This window comes from Sphaerospermopsis kisseleviana CS-549, from assembly GCF_028329225.1.
Classification (GTDB): Bacteria; Cyanobacteriota; Cyanobacteriia; order Cyanobacteriales; family Nostocaceae; genus Sphaerospermopsis; species Sphaerospermopsis kisseleviana.
In genome coordinates, this window is sequence record NZ_JAQMTI010000033.1 from 1 (window position 1) to 3,951 (window position 3,951).

Sequence of the window (3,951 nt, forward strand, 5' to 3'; positions counted from 1 at the left end):
CCAATCACCAATCACCAATCACCAATCACCAATCACCAATCACCAATCACCAATCACCAATCACCAATCACCAACACCTGTATCACCAGCACCTGTATCAACTTGGAATGCTGAACAAGTAGCAAAAGCAGCTAAAAGCCTGGCAGAATTTTTTAGGGGGGAAATTATCAGCTTGACAGATGATGTTTTAGATTTATCTGCTACTGGGGTTTCACCAGATGTTGAAATATATGAAACAGATTATGATTATGATTAGCTTGCAAATACTCAGTGTTGAAATATATGAAACAGATTATGATTATGATTAGCTTGCAAATACTCAGTTAGGGGGCTGGTTGAGGTGAATAATACTGTAACTGACATAAATAATATTATACCAGGTCAAATAGTACGGGTGCGATCGCGTCAATATCTCGTAGAAGAGGTAGTACCTAAACCCAATGACAAAGAAGATACTAAAGTTAGTTTATCTTGCTTAGAAGATGATGCATTAGGAGAACAGTTAGAAGTCCTCTGGGAACGGGAAATAGACGCAAAAATCATTGGTACTACTTCCTGGGAAAGTGTAGCTAATTGCGGTTTTGACCAGCCCCGGTTATTTAGTGCTTACCTGCATACCTTACGCTGGAATTGCGTAACTTCCACAGATACTAAGTTATTTCAAGCACCTTATCGAGCAGGGATAGAAGTTAAAGCTTATCAGTTAGAACCACTGCGGAAGGCCTTACTTATGCCCAGGGTAGCCTTATTTATTGCCGATGATGTGGGTTTAGGTAAAACCATTGAGGCGGGTTTAATTTTGCGGGAAATGCTGATGCGGCAGAAAGTTAAGCGTGTTGTTATTTCCTGCCCTCCTTCCGTAGTGCGACAATGGCGGGAGGAGATGGAAAGCCGATTTGGGTTGACTTTCATGATTTTTGATCGGGAGTTTGTCGCCGCCCGTCGTCAAGAACGAGGTTATGGAATTAACCCTTGGACGACTCACAGCCGGTTTATTATTTCCCATGCTTTACTCAGAGATGAAACATACTCTGCACCTTTACGGGATTGGTTGGGAGATTTTAACGCCGCTTCTATGTTAATTTTAGATGAAGCGCACAATGCCGCCCCTGCGAGTGGGGCTAAATATGCGGTGGACTCTCACCTTACCCGGACTATCCGGGAAGTAGCGCCAAGATTTGAACATAAGTTATTTTTGTCTGCTACGCCTCACAATGGCCACTCTAATAGTTTTGCAGCTTTATTGGAAATTCTTGATCCGCAAAGGTTTTGTCGGGGTGTACCGGTGCGAAATCGGCAGTTACTTGATACGGTGATGGTACGGCGATTAAAGCAGGACTTACGGGAGATCGGGGAAGCTTTTCCCCAGCGTCAGGTAACACCGATTATTATTGATAATTTGCCAGAAAATGCCCCAGAGTTACAATTATCTCGGTTATTACAAGAATATCGTCATTTACGGGAAGAAAGATTAAAGGATGTTTCTAAAACCGCCCAAGCTGCGGCAATGTTGGTAATTACATCTTTACAAAAGCGGTTGTTATCTTCTATTGAAGCTTTTGCTCGGACTTTAAAAGTACATAGAACTGCTATAGAAAGAAGTCACGAAAGCAGGGAGAGAAATAAAAATAACACCAATTACCAATCACCAATTACCCTATTATTAGAGTCTGCGGGGGCGGATGATGACAGGGCGGAGTTACCAGAGGCAGAAATAGAAGCGGAAGAAGATGCACAAATGAGCGCCGCTAGTAGGGAAGATGGGTTACAAGCAACACCAAAGGAATTAGAGATTTTACGGCAAATGGGGGAAATTGCTGATCAAGTACGGTATCAGCCAGACCCCAGGATTATCAAGCTGATAGAATGGATTAAAGTTAATCTTTGTCCTGATTTGGGGGAAAATAACGCTGCTTGGTTAAATAAAAGAGTGATTATTTTTACTGAATATACAGATACAAAACGCTATTTACAACAACAGTTAGAGGCGGCGATCGCCCATTCTCATCTAGCAGATAAACGCATAGATGTGTTTCATGGGGGGATAGGGGATGACAGGAGGGAAGAAATTAAACAGGCGTTTAATAGTGATCCTAGTCGGCATCCATTACGGATTTTAATTGCTACGGATGCGGCGAGAGAAGGAGTAAATTTACAGAATCACTGCGCCGATCTGTTTCATTTTGATGTACCTTGGAATCCTAGCCGGATGGAACAACGCAACGGACGGATAGATAGAAAATTACAGCGATCGCCTTTAGTGAGATGTTATTATTTTATCTTACCTCAACGGGTGGAAGATAAAGTTTTAGATGTTTTGGTACGGAAAACAGATAATATTCAGCGAGAGTTAGGCAGTCTTGCGCCGGTTGTAGAGAAAAAAGTTTCCCGGTTATTAGCGGACGGTATTCGCCATCAAAACATCAATAATATTACGGAGGAAATTAATCAAGCCGATAAAATAGATACTAAAACAGAGGGGAATTTAGAAGTTATTAACGCCGAGTTGGAAGCAGCAAGAATCAGACAAAAAGACCTAAATAAACAACTGGGTGAACTGCAAGAAATGTTAAAAAAATCACAGCAATGGTTAAATTTAAGTGATCAACATTTCCGGGCAGCTATTTCTGCATCTTTAGAAATTCTCAACGCTTCCCCATTAACACCGCTGGATGAAAGCGAGGCGGTTAATAACCCGATAACTGCCCGGTGGATGATTCCAGCACTGGATCAGCAAACTGGGGCAGATCCTACTTGGTCAGCAACTTTAGATACTTTACGAGTACCGAAACAAAGAGGACAAAAACCCTGGGAATGGCGCAGGGAAGCACCTATTCGTCCGGTAGTTTTCCGTGATCCAGGTTCTTTGGATGGGGATGTAGTACATTTACATTTAGAACATCGGTTAGTACAGAGATTATTAAGCAGGTTTTTATCCCAAGGGTTTTTACATGATGAACTTACCCGTGCTTCTGTGTGTTTAACCAATGATCCGATCCCGAAAATTATTGTTTTGGGGCGGTTGTCGTTATACGGAGACAAAGCGGCCAGGTTGCATGATCAGGTGATCGCAATGGCCGCAGAATGGATAGATCCTGCAAACCGGGGTAAAAAAAGACTGCAACCATTGGGAGAAGGGGATAAACAGGATGTCTTGCAGTTGTTAGAAGACTCATTAGCGATCGCCCATTTTCATGAAGTAGGAGAAGGGATCAAAACCAGACTACAAAAACACGCAAGTCAGGATATTGCAGAACTCATTCCCCATTTAGAGAAACGCGCTCAAATTTTAGCAGAAAGAGCAGAGAAAAAATTAACTGAAAGGGGTAAAAAAGAAGCTGGGGAAATGAAAAAGATTTTAGAGGAACAAAAAGAACGTATTACCCAAAAACAGGAAGAAACCACCAAAATACAATTATCATTATTTCCCGCAGATGAACAAAAACAAATAGACGCAGATCGTCGTTATTGGGTGAAAAGGTTGGAAAAATTAGAGATAGAATTAATTACTGAACCGGAGAGAATTGAAAGAACTTATCAAGTGAAAGCGGTACGAGTTGAACCTGTAGGTTTAATTTATTTATGGCCTATTTCTGGGTAATTGGGGACTGGGGACTGGGGACTGGTGACTGGGGACTGGGGATATAATTATTTTATTATGATTTTATTGATGATTTATTTTGTCTGAATCAGGATTTTTAGGATTATAGGATGTACGGGATGTGATTGATAATTGATAATGGATAATTGATAATTGATAATTGTCTGAATCAGGATAACCAGGATTTGAGGATGTACGGGATGTTGTTTGATGATTGTGGTTTTTAGTGATGATTTATTTTGTCTGAATCAGGATAACCAGGATTTGAGGATGTACGGGATGTTGTTTAGAGATTGTGGTTTTTATTGATGATTTATTTTGTCTGAATCAGGATTTTCAGGATTATAGGA

General features: G+C 41.0%; 1 protein-coding gene and 1 pseudogene. Both read left to right on the forward strand.

Features of this window, described 5'->3' with window-relative positions; all coding sequences use genetic code 11:
- Positions 1 to 256 (forward strand): annotated as a pseudogene (locus PN497_RS02665) (DNA polymerase III subunit gamma/tau); the annotation flags it as partial.
- 84 nt (positions 257 to 340) lie between these two features.
- Positions 341 to 3,601 (forward strand): DISARM system SNF2-like helicase DrmD, encoded by a 3,261-nt coding sequence (gene drmD / locus PN497_RS02670; protein WP_272109538.1) that lies wholly within the window; start codon positions 341 to 343, stop codon positions 3,599 to 3,601.
- The last annotated feature ends 350 nt before the right edge of the window (positions 3,602 to 3,951 follow it).